Here is a 15,754-nt window from a genome sequence, read left to right as displayed (position 1 = left end):
ACCGTGAGGCCCATCACGGAGGGCCTCCGATATTTCAGGGGTTTCGGGCGGCGCCCGCCCTGCTCCTCCGGTACCCGTACGCGGCGTAGACCACCACCCCGATCACCAGCCACGCGGCGAACCGCAGCCAGGTCTCCACCGGCAGGTTGATCATCACGAACAGGCAGCCCAGCACGGACAGGGCCGGGACGACGGGCACCCACGGCGTGCGGAACGAGCGGGGCAGGTCCGGGCGCGTCCGGCGCAGGATCACCACGGCGACGGAGACGACGAGGAACGCGAACAGCGTGCCGATGTTGACCAGCTCGGCGAGCTTGGCCAGCGGGATGAACCCGGCGAGCACCGCGACGATCGTGCCCATGAGGATCGTCGACCGGTAGGGCGTGCCGAAGCGCGGGTGGACGACCGACAGCCAGGGCGGCATGAGGCCGTCGCGGCCCATCGCGAAGAAGATCCGGCTCTGCCCGAGCAGCAGGATCAGCACGACGGTGATCAGCCCGGCGACCGCGCCGACGTCGATGATGGTCGCGAACGCCGGATGCCCGACGGCCTTGAACGCGTCCGCGAGCGGCGCCTCCGTGCTCAGGTCCTTGTAGTTCTGCATCCCCGCGACGACCGTCGACACCGCCGCGTACAGCACGGCCGTGATGATGAGGGAGCCGATCAGCCCGATCGGGACGTCGCGCTGCGGGCGGCGGGCCTCCTCGGCGGCCGTGGCGACGACGTCGAAGCCGATGTACGCGAAGAAGACGATGGCGATGGCGGCGAAGATGCCGAGCCAGCCGTAGCTGGCCGGGGTGAACCCGAACAGCACCTGCATCAGCGGCGCGCCGAGCCCGCCCTCCGACGCCGTCGGCTTCGACGGCGGGATGAACGGGTGGTAGTTCGCGCCCTTGACGAAGAACAGCCCGGCGAAGATCACCAGCAGCACGACCGCGATCTTGATGGTCACGACGATGGCGTTGACCCGCGACGACACCTTGATGCCGAGGACGAGCAGCGCGGTCACGGCGACGACGAGCCCGATGGCGGGGACGTTGACCGTCCCGCCGTCGCCCGGCGGCGCGGCGATCGACGCCGGGACGGTGATCCCGACGTCGTCCAGCAGCGAGGCGAAGTAGCCGGACCAGCCGACCGCGACGACGGCCGCGCCGAGCGCCATCTCCAGGATCAGGTCCCAGCCGATGATCCACGCCGGGAACTCGCCGAGCGTGGCGTAGGAGAACGTGTAGGCGGACCCGGCGGCCGGGACCGTGGAGGCGAACTCGGCGTAGCAGAGCGCGGCGAGCCCGCACACCACGGCGGCGAAGATGAACGACAGCGCGACGGCGGGCCCCGCCTTCTCCCGGGCGACCTGGCCGGTCAGGACGAAGATGCCGGTCCCGACGATGACGCCGACGCCGAACACGGTCAGGTCCAGCGCCGACAGGGCGCGTCGGAGCCGGTGGCCGGGCTCCTCGGTGTCCCTGATCGACTGCTCGACCGTCTTCGTCCGGCGCAGGTCCATCGCGCTTCCTCCGGGTGTTGATCACAGGGGTTGAGACCCCTATGCCCGGCAGCGCGTGGCTTATGTGGCGGTGTCGGCCGATGGGCGGAGGCCAGGTCGGCGGGTGCTCGCGGTGGACTTTCCCTGGCCGTCCGGAACCAGGCGATGTGCGTACGGCCTCGGGATCGAAACGGGGGAGGGCGGACTATTGTCTGACCGTGGACACGCTGGCGGTCGGTGACAGTCTCCGCGTCCAGCGGCGCGGAGGCGGGGGTGATTCGCGGTGACGGACGTCCCTTCCCGGCTTCGCCTGGTGACCGATACGTCTCCCGCCGCCTGGCTGGAGGCGGAGATGGACGGCACCGACACCGACTCGGGCGTACGGGTCTTGCTTCCCGGCGGGTTCGCGGCCTACGCACGCATCCTTCATCCCGCCGACTCCCCGGGCGGGGAGCCGGTCCGCTGGCATGAGGTGGCCGGGTGGGCGGGGCGTTCGATTCATCCGCGCGTCCAGTTCACGGCGCTGTCCCGCCCGGCGCCCGGGGCGGGGGAAGGCCCGCCGCCGTGGGACGAAGCGCCCGAGCGCGGCGAACTCCCCCCGCCGCTGCTGAGCGCCCTGTGCGCGGTGCTGGCCCGCCACACCGCGACCCCGGACCGGTGCTGGTTCTGCCTCTGGAGCGGCTGGGGATGGATCACGGGTGCCACGTCCCTGATGGTCGCGTTCAAGGCGCCGCCGGACGCGCAGACGGACGCGCCGCCGGAGCCGTCGCCGCCAGACCCGGAGCCGGGGCCCGCGTTCGACGATGCGCCGCGGGTGCGGCTGCCCTGGCGCGACTACGTGATGTTCGAGGGGCCGCTCGACGCCGCCACGGAGCTGGGCCACCGCGGGGCTGGGTTCTTCTTCCCGCAGTCGCCGAACCTGTTCTGGCCCGCGGATCGCTCGTGGTGCGCGGCGACCGACATCGACCTCGACTCGACCTATGTCGGCGGCCCGGCGGCGCTGATCGACGACCTGCTCGGCGAGCCCGCCCTGGAAGTCGTCCGGGTCGAGCCGACCGACCCGATCGACGAGAACAGCGACCAGGTCAACCGCGGCGCCGGGCGGTGATGCCGGGCCCCGCCGACCCGCCCACCGGTCGGGCACCGGCGGGACGGGTCGGCGGGGCGGTCGTGCCCAGGCTCTGTTAGGAGCGCTTGCACTGCCTGATCAGCACGACCTCGCTCTTGTTGGCGATCCGTTGCGTCGGCGGCAGGTACCCGGGTGGCATCACCACGTCTGCCCATGCGGTGCCCTGGTACCTCTTCTTCTTCACGCACCGGCGGGCGGCGTTGTGCGAGATCTTGGCCCTGCCGGCGTTCGAGCGCTGGCTGGACTTGTAGAGGGTGCCGTCCTTGTAGAGGTTGACCCTGATCGTCAGATGGGCGACGGGCTTGCCGCACTTCACGTCGGCGACCACGTTGACCTGGTTACGGCCCTTGAAGTCGCCGTGGTGCGAGTAGTGCGGGTTGTGCACATTGATCCTGCAGCGGATTTCATCAGGGACGGGAGCCTTTGCCGTCCCCGCCGTGAGCTGGGACGCCGGTCCGGGGGAGGGGGCCGCGGAGGCGGCGGGCAGGGCGGTCAGCGTCATGGCGCCGGCGGCGGCCAGCCCGGAGGCCAGTAGCGCTCCGCGGCGCACGGGCGTGGGGATCATCGCGTCTCCTTCAGGTCGGGCCGATCCCCTTGAGGACCGGCCGGTCTGGATCCGCGATCGAGATTTCAGGTCCCGCAGCCCGTCCGGCAACACCTGCGCCGGTCGGCTTCGTTCGAGTTCGTACGTGCAGGTCAGACACCGTTCGAGACGGCCTGGAACGGCCGTCTCGAACGGTGTGCCGGGCTCCGGCGGCTAACCGGCGGCCAGGGAGGCGACGCCCGGCTCCAGGAAGCGGCGGCCGGTGACGCGCTCGGAGACGCCGGACCTGTCCAGGTACGGGGTGATGCCGCCGAGGTGGAACGGCCAGCCCGCGCCGAGGATCATGCAGAGGTCGATGTCCTCGGGGGCGGCGACGATGCCCTCGTCCAGCATCACGCGGATCTCGTCGGCGAGCGCGGCGAGCGCCCGGTCCAGGACCTGCCGCTCGGTGGACGGGCTCGTCCCGCCGCCGAAGATCTCGACGGCCTCCGGGTCGAGGGAGAAGTCCGGCAGGTAGACGCCGGACTTGCCGGACGCGACGAGCTTCGCGAGGTTGTCCGACAGCGGGAACCGGTCCGGGAACGCGGCGTGCAGGGTCTCGTTGACGTGCAGGGCGATCGCCGGGCCGACGAGGCCCATCAGCACGAACGGCGGCATCGGCAGGCCGAGCGGCTGCGCGGCCCGTTCGGCGACGTCGATGGGCGTGCCCTCGTCCACGGCCTGGACGATCTCCGCCAGCAGCCGCAGCAGCACGCGGTTCACCACGAACGCCGGGGCGTCCTTGACCAGCACGCACGACTTCTTCAGCGCCCTGCCGGTCGCGAACGCGGTGGCGAGCGTCGCGTCGTCGGTCCTCTCGCCCCGGACGATCTCCAGCAGCGGCAGCACCGCGACCGGGTTGAAGAAGTGGAACCCGACGACCCGCTCCGGCCGCCGCAGCCCGTCCGCCATCTCCGACACCGACAGCGACGACGTGTTCGTCGCGAGGACGCACTCGTCCGAGACGTGCTCCTCCAGCTCGGCGAACACCTTCCGCTTGACCGACATCTCCTCGAAGACCGCCTCGATGACGAAGTCGGCGTCGGCGAAGGCGTCCTTGGTCAGCGAGCCGGTGATCAGCGCCTTGAGGCGGCCCGCCTGGTCGGGGGAGAGGCGTCCCTTGCCGTGCAGCTTGTCGATCTCGGCGTGCGCGTGACCGACGCCCTTGTCCAGGCGCTCCCGGTCGAGGTCGGTCAGCACGACCGGGACTTCGAGGCGGCGCGCGAACAGCAGCGCGAGCTGCGAGGCCATCAGGCCCGCGCCGACGACGCCGACCTTCGTGACCGGCCGGGCGAGCGCCTTGTCCGGCGCCCCGGCGGGACGCTTCGCGCGCTTCTGGGTCAGGTCGAAGGCGTACAGCCCGGCGCGCAGCTCGTCGCTCATGATGAGGGAGCGCAGTGCTTCATTTTCGGCCGCGAAGCCCTCGTCGCGGGTGCGGTCCTTGGCGGCGGCGACCAGGTCGAGCGCCCGCGTGTAGGACGGCGCCGCCCCGTGGAGCTTGCCGTCGACGTTCCAGCGGGCCATCGCGACGGCGTCGTCCCACGCCTTGCCCGTGTCGACCTCCGGCCGGTGGACGGTGATCTCGCCGTTCAGGACGCGCGCCGTCCAGGCGAGGGACTCTTCCAGGAAGTCGGCCGAGTCGAACACCGCGTCCGCGATGCCCAGCTCGTACGCCTGCTCACCCTTAAGCATCCGGTTCTGCGCGAGCGGATTCTCGATGATGACCTTGAGCGCTTTCTCCGCGCCGATCAGGCGGGGGAGCAGGTACGTCCCGCCCCAGCCCGGCACCAGGCCGAGGAACGCCTCGGGCAGCGCGAACGCGGGCACGCCGGACGAGATCGTCCGGTAGGCGCAGTGCAGGCCGAGCTCGACGCCGCCGCCCATCGCCGCGCCGTTGTAGTAGGCGAACGACGGGACGTCCAGCTCGCCGAGCCGCCGGAACACGTCGTGCCCGAGTTTGCCGATGGCCGCCGCGTCCTCCCGCCTGCCGATCAGCGGGACGCCCTTGAGGTCCGCGCCGACCGCGAAGATGAACGGCTTGCCGGTGACGCCGACCGCCGCGAGGTCGTCGCGCGCGGCGACGGCGTCGAGGGCGGCGTTCAGCTCGGCGAGGCCGTTCGGCCCGAACGTGTTGGGCTTGGTGTGGTCGTGGCCGTTGTCGAGCGTGATCAGCGCGAGGGTGCCCGCGCCGTGGGGCAGCGCCACGTCCCGTACGTGAGCGTGGGTGACGACCTCGTCAGCGAAGAGTTCCCCAAGCCCGCTCATTTGGTGCCTTCCCAGTTGACGTTTTCCCAGAGAACCGTCCCGCCCATGCCCATTCCCACGCACATCGTCGTCAGTCCGTACCGGACGTCCCGACGTTCCTCGAACTGCCGGGCGAGCTGGTTCATCAGCCGGACCCCGGACGACGCCAGCGGATGCCCGACGGCGATCGCCCCGCCCCACGGGTTCACCCGCGCGTCGTCGTCGGCGATCTTGAAGTGCGCGAGGAACGCGAGCACCTGCACGGCGAACGCCTCGTTGATCTCGATGAGGCCGACGTCGTCCATGGTCAGCGAGTTGCGGGCGAGGAGCCGCTCGGTGGCCGGGACGGGCCCGACGCCCATCACCTCCGGCTCCACCCCGGCGAACGAGAAGTCGACCAGGCGCATGCGGGCCGTGAGGCCGAGCTCGGCGGCGACGTCCTCGGCGGCGAGCAGGCAGGCGGTCGCGCCGTCGTTGAGCCCGGCGGCGTTCCCGGGCGTGACCCTGCCGTGCGGGCGGAACGGCGTCCGCAGGCGGGCGAGGTCGTCCATCGTGGTGCCGGGACGGGGCGGCTCGTCCTCGGTCGCGAGCCCCCATCCCTTCTCGGCGGAGCGGACCGCGGTCGGCACCAGGTCCGGCTGGATCTTTCCGGCCGCGTACGCGGCGGCGACCTTCTGCTGGCTGCGCAGGGCGTAGGCGTCCGCGCGCTCCCTGGTGATCTCCGGGAACCGGTCGTGCAGGTTCTCCGCGGTCGACCCCATGACCAGAGCGGACGGGTCGACGAGCCTGTCGGCGAGGAACCGCGGGTTCGGATCGACGCCCTCGCCCATCGGATGGCGTCCCATGTGCTCGACGCCGCCCGCGATGGCGACGTCGTAGGACCCGAACGAGATCCCCGCGCCGGATGTGGTCACGGCGGTCATCGCGCCCGCGCACATCCGGTCGATCGCGTAGCCGGGGACGGTCTTCGGCAGCCCGGCCAGCACGGCGGCGGACCGCCCGATGGTGAGGCCCTGGTCGCCGGTCTGGGTGGTGGCGGCGATCGCGACCTCGTCCACCCGCTCGGGCGGGAGGGACGGGTTGCGGCGCAGCAGCTCGCGGATGGCGCGGACGACCATGTCGTCGGCGCGGGTCTCCGCGTACAGGCCCTTCGGGCCCGCCTTGCCGAACGGCGTGCGGACGCCGTCGACGAACACGACGTCGCGTGCGGTGCGTGGCACGGTTCGTCCTCCCTGCGGATGGGGTCCGGCGGCGCCGCCGGGCCTTTGCTACCAGTCGGTAACCATTCATACTACTCGTCAGTAACCACTGACGCGGGACCGCCCGTCCGGAGCGGCCCCGACCGGTCTTGTTCCGCAGGTGGCGGCTGGGTAACGTGGCCGGATACCGAGGAGGGCGCGGTGACGCACGCGAGGCCCGCGTACCGGCCGGGGATGCGCCGGCGGATCGGGCATATCCGCGACCTGACCGCCCTCCTGCTCCGCACCGGGCTGCCGTTCGCGGGCGGCCCGCGCCGTGCCGGGCGCCAACTCCGCGCGCTGCGCCGCTGGGGCACCACGCTCGCCGGGCTCGTCGCGGGCGCCGCCGCGCGCTCCCCGTCCCGGACCGCGCTGATCGACGACGACGGCGCGCTCACCTTCGCCGAGCTGGACGAGCGCGCCGCGCGGCTCGCCGCCGGGCTCCCGCTGCGCGGCCCGCGCCCGCGCGTCGGCGTCCTCTGCCGCAACCACCGGGGCATGGTGCTGACGCTCGTCGCGTGCAGCCGCCGCGGCGCGGAGGTCGTCCTGCTCAACACCGGCGCCGGGGCGAGCTGGACGCGCGCCGTGCTCGGCGAGCTGCGGCCCACGCTGATCGTCGCGGACGCCGAGTTCGCGCCGCTGCTCGCCGACCTGCCGATCGCGCTCCGCCGGACGGTGCTGTGGGCCGACCGGCGTCCCGGCCCCGATCCCGCCCCGCTGGCCGCGCCCGTTCCGCTCGCGGCGCTGCCGCCGCTGGCGCCGCCCCGGCCGCGCCCCGCGCCGGAGCCGGGCCGTCCGGTGCGGGGCCGGAGCCTGGACGAGGTCATCCGCGCCGTCCCGGAGTCGGAGGCCGTGGCGTCGCCGCCGCAGATCCAGAGCCGGACGATCATGCTCAGCTCGGGCACCACCGGGCGTCCGAAGGGCGCCCGCCGCCCGCCCCGTCCCGGGCTGTGGCCGCTGGCGTCGATGACGTCCCGGATCCCGCTGCGCGCCCGGCACACGATGGTCGTCGAGGCGCCGCTGTTCCACACCTGGGGCTACGCCGCCCTGCAGATGGCGTGGGCGCTGCGCGCCCCGGTCGTGCTGCACCGGCGCTTCGACCCCGAGCAGATGCTGCGCACCGTCGCGTCCCACCGGGATGTGACGGTGTTCGCCGTCCCGGTCATGCTGCAGCGCGTCCTCGACCTCGACAAGGAGGTCCGGGCCCGGCACGACACGTCCTCGCTGCGGATCGCGGCGGTCAGCGGCGCCGCGCTGCCCGGCGACCTCGCCACCCGCTTCATGGACGAGTTCGGAGACCGCCTCTACAACGTCTACGGCTCCACCGAGGCGTCGTGGGTGTCCATCGCCACCCCGCGCGACCTGCGGCTCGACCCGCGCACCGCCGGACGCCCGCCGCGCAACACCGCGCTCGCCATCCGCGACGCGGGCGGCCGCCGGGTCGGCCGCTCCACCATCGGGCAGATCTACGTCGCGAACGAGCTGCTGTTCGAGGGGTACACGAGCGGCGAGCCGATGGAGGTCCGCGACGGGATGCTCGCCACCGGCGACCTCGGCCACATCGACCACCGGGGCCTGCTGTTCGTGGACGGCCGCCGCGACGGCATCGTCGTGTCGGGCGGCGAGAACATCGTCCCGCGCGACGTGGAGGACGCGCTGCTCCGCCTCCCCGAGATCCACGAGGTCGCCGTCGTCGGGGTGCCGGACGACGACTGGGGGCAGCGGCTCGCCGCCTACGTCGTCCTGAGGCCCGGCGCCCGGCTGGACGCCGACGCCGTGCGCGCGTACGTGCACGCCCAGGTCGCCCGCTACGCGGCGCCGCGCGACGTCCACTTCATCGCCGAGCTGCCGCGCAACGCCACCGGCAAGGTCGTGCACCGCTGGCTCGCCGCGCGCCCCGGCCAGACCGTGCCGGAGGGCAGCGTCCGCTGGCCGTCGCCCCGGGACCCGGCCCACTCCCTCGACGCGGAGCAGGCGGGCTAGGTCGCGGCCACGGCGGCCGGGGCGTCGAGGGCGGGCTCGGCCGACAGCGGGAGCAGGACGGTGATCGCCAGCCCGCCTTCCGGGCGCGGGACGGTCTCGATCGTCCCGCCGTGCACGTCCACCACCGCCCGGACGATCGACAGGCCGAGCCCGGCCCCGTCCGCCGACCCCGTCCGCTCCCGCCCCGCGGCCGTCCCGTCCGAGCGAGGGGGGCGGTCGGGGCGCAGCCGGCGGAACGGCTCGAAGATCGTCCCGATCTCGTAGCTCGGCACCGCCCGCCCGGTGTTGACGACCTGGAGGAACGCCGAGCCGTCCCGGACGCCGGTGCGCACCCAGACCCGTCCGTCCCGCGTGTTGTGCTTCACCGCGTTCTCCAGCAGGTTCACCGCGCAGCGCTCCAGCAGGACGGGGTCGCCGCTGACCGTCGCGGGCGCGAGCCGGACCTCCACGTCGACGTCCGCCTCCTCCGCCTGGTCGTCGAGGTGGTCCAGTGCGCTGCGGACCACGTCCGGCAGCGGCGTCGCGACCCGCGCGGCGAGGTCCCGCTCCGACCGGGCCAGCGTCAGCAGCCCCTCGATCAGCCGCTCGTGCCGGGCCGTGTTGCCGAGCAGGACGTCCGCGAGCGCCTTCGTCTCCGGCGGGTTCCGCCGGCTGGCGAGCGCGACCTCCAGGACGGTCCGGTTGATGGTGAGCGGCGTGCGCAGCTCGTGCGAGGCGTTCGCGACGAACCGGCGCTGCGCGTCGAACGCGCGGTTCAGCCGGTCCAGCATCCGGTTGAACGTGTCGGCGAGGTCCTTGATCTCGTCCTGCGGGCCGTCCAGGACGATCCGCTCGTGCAGGTTGCTCTCCGACAGCCGCCGCGCCGTCGCGGTGACCGTGTGCAGCGGGCGCAGCATCCGTCCCGCCACCACGTACCCGATCACCACGGCGAGGACGCCGAGGACCAGCATCGTCACCAGGGAGCTCTGCAGGAGCTGCTGGAGGACGTCGTGCTTCTGCTGGGCGATCTGCCGGTCGGCGTCCGCCTTCAGCGCCACCAGCTCGTTGACGTCACCGTTCACGGCGAGGCTGCGCAGCCGCGTCACGGTCATCGGCGTGGCCCTGTCGCTCATCGTGAACCGCTTGTCCATCGAACGGACGGTCAGCAGGTACGTCACCCCGACCAGCACCGCCGACGTGACGAGGAACAGCGACCCGTACACGAGCGTCAGCCGCGTCCGCACGCTCAGCCGCGGACCGCCCGGCCGCCTCACCGCGTCTCCAGCCGGTACCCGGACCCGGTCACCGTCTCGATCACCGGCGGAGCGCCGAGCTTGCGGCGCAGCGTCGCCATCGTGACGCGGACGATGTTGCTGAACGGGTCGATGTTCTCGTCCCACGCCCGCTCCAGCAGCCGTTCGGCGCTCACCACGCCACCGTCCGCCCGCAGCAGCTCCTCCAGCACGGCGAACTCCTTCTTCGTCAGCCGCAGCTCCCGGCCGTCGCGCGCGGCCCGCCGCCGGTACGGGTCGAGCCGGATGCCGCGCAGCTCCAGGACGGGCGGCACCACGGGGCCCGACCGGCGCGCGAGCGCCCGCACCCGCGCGACCAGCTCGCTGAACACGAAGGGCTTCGGCAGGTAGTCGTCGGCGCCGAGGGACAGGCCGTCCACCCGCTCGTCGACGTCGGCGGCCGCGGTCAGCATGAGGATCCGCGCGGGGCTGCGCCGCGTCACGAGCGTCCGGCACACGTCGTCGCCGTGGACGCCCGGCAGGTCCCGGTCGAGGACCACGACGTCGTACTCGTTGTACGACGTCCGCTCCAGCGCGTCGTCGCCGTCGTACACCACGTCGACCGCCATGGCCTCTTCGCGGAACCCGTCGGCGATGGTGTCCGCGAGCACCCGCTCGTCCTCGACGATCAGAACACGCATGCAGGAGAGCATGGCCCGCGAGGGGTTAAGCCTCGATAAAACCCCTGCTCGCCGGAGGGGGGTGCCCGGCCGCACGCACTCCTGGGCGGCCGGGCGTCCCCCACGCTAGTGCCGCGTCACGGGGTGACGGCGACGGCGGTGTACGGGGTGTCGGGGGTCGGCGTCGTGGTGAACCGGGCGTTCGGCAGGTAGAGCCGCGAGCCGGAGCGCGCGACGCTCGTCGGGACGTCGAACCGCGGGTCGGTCAGCTTCTTGACGATCTTCCCCTCGGTGGCGTCGTCGTTCAGCTCGATCACGGCCACGGTGTTGAGGCGGTTCTGCACGGCGTAGACGGTCCGTCCGGCCAGCAGGATGCCGTCGCCGGCCGTGAGGATCTCGCCGCCCAGGCCGATCGCCTTCGCGACGCCGGTCTCCGGGTCGACCTTGAACAGCTTGCCCGTGTTGGACTGGATGAGGACCAGCGACTTCCCGCCGTCCAGCGCCTCGATCCCGTTGGAGTTGAAGCCCTCGCCCCACACGATGTCACCGGTGAGCGGCAGCGTCTTCACCTCTCCGTCCCCGCTCAGCGGGACCCGGTAGAGCTGCTGGTTGGTCGAGTCGCTGAACCACGCCGCGTCCTTGGTGAGGGCGACGTCGTTGATGAAGGCCGCCTTCGTCGTCAGCTTGTACGACTTGACGACCTCGCCGTTCTCGGTGTTGACGACGCGCGCGTCCCCGGCCTTCCCGCCGGCCACGTACAGCCGGTCGCCGCGCGTCTCCAGGCCGAGCGACGGCGTCCCCGGCCCCTTGCTGATCAGCTCTCCCTTCCCGGTCCGCAGATCGGCCCGGTAGATCGCCCCGGTGGACCGCGACCCGAAGAACGCCACGGGCCCCGGCCCGGTGGCGATCCCCTCGGGCTGGAACCCGTTGGGCAGCGCGATCTGGTCGGGCTCAGGCCCCGTGGCCCCCTGAGCGGAGCCCCCCACGGGAACGAGCAACCCGGCGGACAGGACGGCAATGACAATTCGAGACCACATGCGCCCAAACTCCCGCACCCGACCTTCCGGCACCAGCCCCACGAAATGGGCCCCGTACACGCTTTCCAAGTTCCCCCTGATCAGCAAGGACCCACGTCCCCGGGCCGCGCGAATTCCGGCAGGCACCGCAAACTCCGGCACGCTCCGCCAACCCACCCGGACGCCCACTAATACGGATTTAACCCTGGGGTCGGTGTCATGGCTCTCCGGTCCTGGGGCGTGTGGTTCCGGGGGAGAGGGCGGAATGGGATTCAAGGTGTGGGTCGTCGTGGTGGCGGTGCTGGTCGGGGGTGCGGGGTGCGGTGGGGGTGATGACGGGGGTGGCGTGGCCAGTGCCGGTGGGGCCGCCGGCGGTGGGGTTTCGGCGTCGCCCAGTGCTTCGCTTTCGCCGGAGGACGCTCAGCTCAAGTTCGCCCAGTGCATGCGGGAGAACGGGGTGGACGTCCCCGATCCGGGGTCGGGGGGCGCGTCGGCGCTGCGGCTCGGGAAGGGCGCCGGGCGGGAGAAGTTGCAGGCCGCGTTGAAGCAGTGCCAGCAATGGCTTCAGGCGGGCGGGAAATTGCCCGACATGAAGGATCCGAAGAAGCGCGACCAGTACGTCAAGTTCGCGCAGTGCATGCGTGAGCACGGCGTGGACATGCCCGACCCCGGGCCGGACGGGCAGATCAGGCTTCCGTCGAAGGGGGTCGACAAGGGCGCCGTCGAGAAGGCGCGGAAGGCGTGCCAGGGGAGCCTGCCGGGGGCCGGGGAATGAGGCGGCGCGTGGTGGCGGGCGGTGTCGCCGTCGGGGTGGTGGTCACGGGCGGGAGCGTTCTGGCGTGGACGTGGGACGGCGGGGAGGCGAAGGCCGGGTCCGCGGTTCCCTTGACGACCGCCGTGGTGAGCCGGGGCGATCTCGTTGATACGGAGAAGGTGGACGGGAAGCTGACGTACGACGGTGTCCGGCAGGTGTGGACGGGTGCGTCCGGTGTTGTGACCTGGGCACCGGAGGCGGGTGCGACGGTCAAGCGGGGCGGGACGCTGTTGAAGGTCGCTGGAAAGGCCGTGACATTGATGTATGGCGGCAGCCCCATGTACCGGACGCTCAGGCAGGGCGATTCGGGAAATGACGTCCGGGATTTGGAAAGGAATCTGCGGGCGCTCGGATATGGCGGCATTACCGTTGATGATGAGTTCACTAGTTCGACGGAGAGTGCCGTCCGGGAATGGCAGGACGACAAGGGGCTCGACGACACCGGAATGGTCGGTCCTGATCAGGTGGTGTTCCTGGGCGGTGCTGTTCGCGTCCGCGAGGTCGCGGCGCCCGAGGGGAAGCGGACCGCGCCGGGGCAGCCCGTCCTGACCGTGGCGGGGACGCGGCGGCTCGTCCACGTCGACCTGGACGCCGACAAGCAGGATCTCGCCAGGAAGGGCGCGAAGGTCACCGTGGAACTGCCGGGCGGGAAGACCGTCGACGGGAGGATCACCAAGGTCGGCAGCGTCGCCGAGAGCACCGGGACCGGGCCGGACAAGAAGACCACGGTCGGCGTCGACATCTCCCTCGGCGGTGCCGGGACGGGACGGCTCGACGAGGCCCCCGTCACCGTGGAACTGGAGAGCGAGCGGCGCGAGGACGTCCTGTCGGTGCCGGTGGAGGCGCTGCTCGCGCTCCGCGAGGGCGGCTTCGGCGTCGAGGTCGTGGCGGCGGACGGGGCGCGGCGGCTCGTGCCCGTCCGAACGGGGGCGTTCGGCGGCGGGCGCGTCGAGGTCACCGGGGCCGGGATCGGCGCGGGCGCCAAGGTCGGGGTGCCGGCCAAGTGAACATCGTCGAGCTGGACGGGGTGGCCAAGGAGTACCCGGGCGGCGTGGCGGCGCTGCGCGGCGTCGACCTCGTGATCGCGCCGGGGGAGATGGCCGCGATCGTCGGGCCCTCGGGGTCGGGGAAGTCCACGCTGCTGCACATGATCGGGACGCTGGACCGTCCGACCAGGGGACGGGTGCGGGTCGCCGGGCACGAGGTGTCGGAGCTCAGCGACCGGGAGCTGTCGGCGCTGCGGGCGCGGCACATCGGGTTCGTGTTCCAGCAGTTCCACCTGTCCGCCGGGGTGAGCGCGCTCGACAACGTCGCGGACGGCCTCCTGTACGGCGGCGCCTCCCGCAGGCAGCGGCGGGAGCGGGCGCGGGACGCGCTGGAGCGCGTCGGGCTCGGCCACCGGACCGGGCACCGCCCGCACGAGCTGTCCGGCGGCGAGCAGCAGCGGGTCGCGGTGGCGCGGGCCGTCGTCGGGGAGCCCGACCTGCTGCTCGCCGACGAGCCGACCGGCAACCTCGACTCCGCCGCGGGCGCCGAGGTGCTCGCCCTGCTGGACGAGCTGAACGACGCCGGGACCACCGTCGCGATCATCACCCACGACCTGGACGTGGCCGCCGCCGCGCCGCGCCGGGTCCGGGTCCGGGACGGCCTGATCGTCGCGGACGAGCGGGCGGAGGTGGGCGCGCTATGAGCTCGACGTTGGCTCCCGCGCGGCTCGGCCCGGGGGACGTCCTGCGCGTCGGGCTCGGCGGGCTGCGGGCGCGTCCGACGAGGGTGGTGCTGTCCGCGCTCGGCATCGCGATCGGGATCGCGACGATGGTCGCCGTTATCGGGATCTCGTCGTCCAGCAAGGCGGACCTGCTGCGGCGGCTCGACCGGCTCGGCACGAACCTGCTGACGGCCTCGCCCGGCGACACCCTGTTCGGCGGGAAGGCGGCGCTGCCGGAGACGGCGCCGGAGATGGTCCGCCGGATCGGGCCGGTGTCCGCGGTCGGCGCGACCGGCTCGGTGGACGCGACCGTCCGCCGCACCGACCGGATCCCGAAGGAGGTCACGCAGGGCATCGCCGTCCAGGCCGCGACGACCGACCTGCTCGGCACGCTCGACGTCGGCATGGCGGGCGGACGGTGGCTGAACGCGGGCACCGAGCGCTACCCCGGCGTCGTGCTCGGCGCGGAGGCGGCGCGGCGGCTCGGCGTGGACCGGGCGGGCGGCCAGGTGTGGATCGGCGGGCGGTGGTTCGTCGTCCTCGGCGTGCTGCGGCCCGCCGAGCTGGCGCCGGAGATCGACCGGTCCGCGCTCGTCGGCTGGGACGCGGCCCGCCGCCACCTCGGCTTCGACGGCCACCCGACGACGATCTACGAGCGGTCGGCGGACGGGGCGGTGGCCGACGTCCGGGCCGTCCTCGCCCGGACGGTCAACCCCGAGCACCCGGAGGAGGTCGAGGTCAGCCGCCCGTCCGACGCGCTGGAGGCGAAGGCCGCGGCGGCGGGCGCGTTCACCGGGCTGCTCCTCGGACTCGGCGCGGTCGCGCTGCTGGTCGGCGGCGTCGGCGTCGCCAACACCATGGTGATCTCGGTGCTGGAGCGGCGCCGCGAGATCGGGCTGCGCCGCTCGCTCGGCGCGACGCGCGGCCAGGTCCGGACGCAGTTCCTCGCCGAGTCGCTGCTGCTCTCGGCGTTCGGCGGCGCCGCCGGGGTCGTCCTCGGCACGGTCGTGACCGCCGGGTTCGCGCTGTGGAAGGGATGGCCGCCGGTCATCCCGCTGTGGGCGCCCGGCGGCGCGCTCGCCGCGACCCTCGCGATCGGCACGGCCGCCGGGCTGTACCCGGCGATGCGCGCGGCGCGGCTCCCGCCGACGCTCGCGCTGGCCGCGGTCTGAGTCTGGCGACGTCCTGACGAACCGGTGCATGATTGGGACGGGCCCGCAGAATTCACCCCGGGGCCCGCCGAAATTCCACCTGGGGGAGGTGCCTCGTACGCCATGCCGGTGCCACGCCCGCTCCGGGAGCGCTGCCGGGAGTTCCTCGGGATCGACGGGGAGATCCGCTACATCTTCCCCGCGCTGGCCTTCGGCGGCGGCGCGGGCTTCATCTTCGTCGTCACCGACGACCAGGTCGCGGTGATCTCCACCGGCGCGGTGAGCCGCGGCACGCCGCGCAGCGTCTGGGGCAGCTACCCGCGCGGCACCCGGATCGGCCCGGTGGAGACCGGCGTCGGCGCCTCGTTCGAGTTCGGCGGCGCCGTCTTCGAACTGGACGACGAGTACGTCCCGGTCGTCAACGCCGCCGACGCCGAGATCTTCGCCCGCGACAGCCTCCCCCGAGACCCCCTCCCCGACCTCTGACAGCACAGGTCGGGCGGCCGGAGGC

At 72.9% G+C, this 15,754-nt stretch carries 14 protein-coding genes; 7 read left to right on the top strand and 7 right to left on the bottom strand.

Going from position 1 to position 15,754, the window contains the following annotated elements:
• Positions 1-34: 34 nt before the first annotated feature.
• Complete coding sequence (locus FXF68_RS27640) at positions 35-1,507, bottom strand: amino acid permease (protein WP_148764175.1); 1,473 nt, start codon at positions 1,505-1,507, stop codon at positions 35-37.
• A 292-nt stretch (positions 1,508-1,799) separates the two neighbouring features.
• On the opposite strand from FXF68_RS27640, the gene FXF68_RS27635 reads away from it, so the two are divergent.
• On the top strand, positions 1,800-2,594 hold the full coding sequence (locus FXF68_RS27635; RefSeq protein WP_222870116.1) for a hypothetical protein: 795 nt from the start codon (positions 1,800-1,802) through the stop codon (positions 2,592-2,594).
• 76 nt (positions 2,595-2,670) lie between these two features.
• Here the strand turns inward: FXF68_RS27635 and FXF68_RS27630 are convergent, their stop codons facing one another.
• The 3 genes from FXF68_RS27630 to FXF68_RS27620 all read right to left on the bottom strand — a co-directional run bounded on the left by FXF68_RS27630 (position 2,671) and on the right by FXF68_RS27620 (position 6,662).
• Positions 2,671-3,180 carry a hypothetical protein gene (locus FXF68_RS27630; RefSeq protein WP_246178973.1) on the bottom strand — a complete coding sequence of 170 codons (510 nt, stop codon included), beginning with the start codon at positions 3,178-3,180 and terminating at the stop codon, positions 2,671-2,673.
• A gap of 192 nt (positions 3,181-3,372) precedes the next feature.
• Entirely contained in the window at positions 3,373-5,463 is a 2,091-nt protein-coding gene (locus FXF68_RS27625) for a 3-hydroxyacyl-CoA dehydrogenase NAD-binding domain-containing protein (RefSeq protein ID WP_148764171.1), read from the bottom strand.
• On the bottom strand, positions 5,460-6,662 hold the full coding sequence (locus FXF68_RS27620; protein ID WP_148764169.1) for a thiolase family protein: 1,203 nt from the start codon (positions 6,660-6,662) through the stop codon (positions 5,460-5,462). Before FXF68_RS27620 ends, FXF68_RS27625 begins: the two co-directional genes overlap by 4 nt.
• A gap of 180 nt (positions 6,663-6,842) precedes the next feature.
• Between FXF68_RS27620 and FXF68_RS27615 the strand changes: the two genes are divergently transcribed.
• Positions 6,843-8,663, top strand: coding sequence for an AMP-binding protein (locus FXF68_RS27615; RefSeq protein WP_246178972.1), 1,821 nt, complete (start codon positions 6,843-6,845; stop codon positions 8,661-8,663).
• On the opposite strand, the gene FXF68_RS27610 is transcribed toward FXF68_RS27615, so the two are convergent.
• From FXF68_RS27610 to FXF68_RS27600, 3 genes are all read right to left on the bottom strand, one after another.
• On the bottom strand, positions 8,660-9,916 hold the full coding sequence (locus FXF68_RS27610) for a HAMP domain-containing sensor histidine kinase (protein ID WP_246178971.1): 1,257 nt from the start codon (positions 9,914-9,916) through the stop codon (positions 8,660-8,662). The two genes, FXF68_RS27615 and FXF68_RS27610, sit on opposite strands and share 4 nt — an antisense overlap.
• Entirely contained in the window at positions 9,913-10,575 is a 663-nt protein-coding gene (locus tag FXF68_RS27605; protein WP_148764167.1) for a response regulator transcription factor, read from the bottom strand. Before FXF68_RS27605 ends, FXF68_RS27610 begins: the two co-directional genes overlap by 4 nt.
• Positions 10,576-10,691: 116 nt before the next feature.
• A complete protein-coding gene (locus tag FXF68_RS27600) occupies positions 10,692-11,540 on the bottom strand; it encodes an NHL repeat-containing protein (RefSeq protein ID WP_222870115.1) in 849 nt (282 codons plus the stop codon).
• Positions 11,541-12,027: 487 nt separating this feature from the next.
• On the opposite strand from FXF68_RS27600, the gene FXF68_RS27595 reads away from it, so the two are divergent.
• From FXF68_RS27595 to FXF68_RS27575, 5 genes are all read left to right on the top strand, one after another.
• Positions 12,028-12,345, top strand: a complete 318-nt coding sequence (locus FXF68_RS27595) for a hypothetical protein (RefSeq protein ID WP_187438138.1) — start codon at positions 12,028-12,030, stop codon at positions 12,343-12,345.
• Positions 12,342-13,391, top strand: a complete 1,050-nt coding sequence (locus FXF68_RS27590) for a peptidoglycan-binding protein (protein ID WP_148764161.1) — start codon at positions 12,342-12,344, stop codon at positions 13,389-13,391. Before FXF68_RS27595 ends, FXF68_RS27590 begins: the two co-directional genes overlap by 4 nt.
• On the top strand, positions 13,388-14,074 hold the full coding sequence (locus FXF68_RS27585) for an ABC transporter ATP-binding protein (RefSeq protein ID WP_148764159.1): 687 nt from the start codon (positions 13,388-13,390) through the stop codon (positions 14,072-14,074). Before FXF68_RS27590 ends, FXF68_RS27585 begins: the two co-directional genes overlap by 4 nt.
• Positions 14,071-15,264: an ABC transporter permease gene (locus FXF68_RS27580; RefSeq protein ID WP_148764157.1), complete on the top strand. Its 1,194-nt coding sequence runs from the start codon at positions 14,071-14,073 to the stop codon at positions 15,262-15,264. The genes FXF68_RS27585 and FXF68_RS27580 overlap by 4 nt, the downstream gene beginning before the upstream one ends.
• Before the next feature lie 102 nt (positions 15,265-15,366).
• Entirely contained in the window at positions 15,367-15,729 is a 363-nt protein-coding gene (locus FXF68_RS27575; protein WP_148352351.1) for a hypothetical protein, read from the top strand.
• The last annotated feature ends 25 nt before the right edge of the window (positions 15,730-15,754 follow it).

It is taken from the genome of Actinomadura decatromicini, from assembly GCF_008121305.1.
In the GTDB taxonomy this organism is placed as follows: Bacteria; Actinomycetota; Actinomycetes; order Streptosporangiales; family Streptosporangiaceae; genus Spirillospora; species Spirillospora syzygii.
Note: the sequence above shows the minus strand (reverse complement) of the source record. Positions and strands in the feature narration are given on the sequence as shown.